This window comes from Bacterioplanoides pacificum (assembly GCF_042648445.1).
GTDB classification, from domain to species: domain Bacteria; phylum Pseudomonadota; class Gammaproteobacteria; order Pseudomonadales; family Oceanobacteraceae; genus Bacterioplanoides; species Bacterioplanoides pacificum.
The window spans coordinates 1-2,133 of record NZ_JBHRYB010000023.1 but is presented as its reverse complement, the minus strand read 5'-3'; the positions used below and the strand labels follow the sequence as shown (position 1 = coordinate 2,133).

General features: G+C 51.2%; 1 rRNA gene. It reads left to right on the top strand.

What is annotated here, in order from left to right:
* Positions 1 to 42: 42 nt before the first annotated feature.
* Positions 43 to 2,133: ribosomal RNA gene (locus ACFOMG_RS16655) — 23S ribosomal RNA — on the top strand; the annotation flags it as partial.

Genomic DNA, 2,133 nt, shown 5'->3' with positions numbered 1-2,133 from the left:
TGCTTCATAGCTTGTAAGCAATAAGACGGTTTGGGGTTATATGGTCAAGTGACTAAGCGTGCACGGTGGATGCCTTGGCATCTGGAGGCGATGAAAGACGTAGTAGCCTGCGATAAGCTTCGGGAAGGTGGCAAACAACCTGTGATCCGAAGATCTCTGAATGGGGAAACCCACCTGTCATAAGGCAGGTATCTGCAACTGAATACATAGGTTGTAGAGGCAAACCTGGGGAACTGAAACATCTAAGTACCCAGAGGAAAAGAAATCAACCGAGATTCCCTCAGTAGCGGCGAGCGAACGGGGACCAGCCCTTAAGCTGTTTTGTAGATAGTAGAACGCTCTGGAAAGTGCGGCCATAGTGGGTGATAGCCCCGTATACGAAATCTTATCTACAGTGAAATCGAGTAGGTCGGGACACGTGATATCCTGACTGAACATGGGGGGACCATCCTCCAAGGCTAAATACTCCCAGATGACCGATAGTGAACCAGTACCGTGAGGGAAAGGCGAAAAGAACCCCTGTGAGGGGAGTGAAATAGATCCTGAAACCGTGTACGTACAAGCAGTGGGAGCCGACTTTGTTCGGTGACTGCGTACCTTTTGTATAATGGGTCAGCGACTTAATGTTAGTGGCAAGGTTAAGCTTATAGCGGAGCCGTAGGGAAACCGAGTGTTAACTGCGCGTCCAGTCGCTAGCATTAGACCCGAAACCGGGCGATCTATCCATGGGCAGGTTGAAGATTGAGTAACATCAATTGGAGGACCGAACCCACTGTCGTTGAAAAGCCAGGGGATGACCTGTGGATAGGAGTGAAAGGCTAATCAAGCCCGGAGATAGCTGGTTCTCCTCGAAAACTATTTAGGTAGTGCCTCGTGTCTAACCATGGGGGGTAGAGCACTGTTAAGGCTAGGGGGTCATCCCGACTTACCAACCCTTTGCAAACTCCGAATACCCATGAGTTCAATCACGGGAGACACACGGCGGGTGCTAACGTCCGTCGTGGAAAGGGAAACAACCCAGACCGTCAGCTAAGGTCCCAAAGTTACAGTTAAGTGGGAAACGATGTGGGAAGGCTAAAACAGCTAGGAGGTTGGCTTAGAAGCAGCCACCCTTTAAAGAAAGCGTAATAGCTCACTAGTCGAGTCGGCCTGCGCGGAAGATATAACGGGGCTCAAACTGTACACCGAAGCTACGGATGCACTTTGTGCATGGTAGAGGAGCGTTCTGTAAGCCGTTGAAGGTCAAGGTGTGAACCAGGCTGGAGGTATCAGAAGTGCGAATGCTGACATGAGTAACGATAAGGCGAGTGAAAAACTCGCCCGCCGGAAACCCAAGGGTTCCTGTCCAACGTTAATCGGGGCAGGGTTAGTCGGCCCCTAAGGCGAGGCTGAGAAGCGTAGTCGATGGGAAACAGGTTAATATTCCTGTACTTGTTTGTAGTGCGATGGGGGGACGGAGAAGGCTAGGCCAGCACGGCGTTGGTTGTCCGTGTTTAAGCTGGTAGGCAGAAGACTTAGGCAAATCCGGGTCTTCAATGCCGAGAAGTGACGACGGTGACTCTACGGAGTCCGAAGTGGTCGATGCCATGCTTCCAGGAAAATCCTCTAAGCTTCAGCTACAAAGAAACCGTACTCTAAACCGACACAGGTGGGTAGGTAGAGAATACCAAGGCGCTTGAGAGAACTCGGGTGAAGGAACTAGGCAAAATGGCACCGTAACTTCGGGAGAAGGTGCGCCGGTTTTGGTGAAGGACTTGCTCCGTAAGCTGAGACCGGTCGAAGATACCAGGTGGCTGCGACTGTTTATTAAAAACACAGCACTCTGCAAACACGAAAGTGGACGTATAGGGTGTGACGCCTGCCCGGTGCCGGAAGGTTAATTGATGGGGTTAGACTTCGGTCGAAGCTCTTGATCGAAGCCCCGGTAAACGGCGGCCGTAACTATAACGGTCCTAAGGTAGCGAAATTCCTTGTCGGGTAAGTTCCGACCTGCACGAATGGCGTAACGACGGCCACACTGTCTCCACCCGAGACTCAGTGAAATTGAATTCGCAGTTAAGATGCTGCGTTCCCGCGGCTAGACGGAAAGACCCCGTGAACCTTTACTATAGCTTCACAGTGAACTTTGAATTG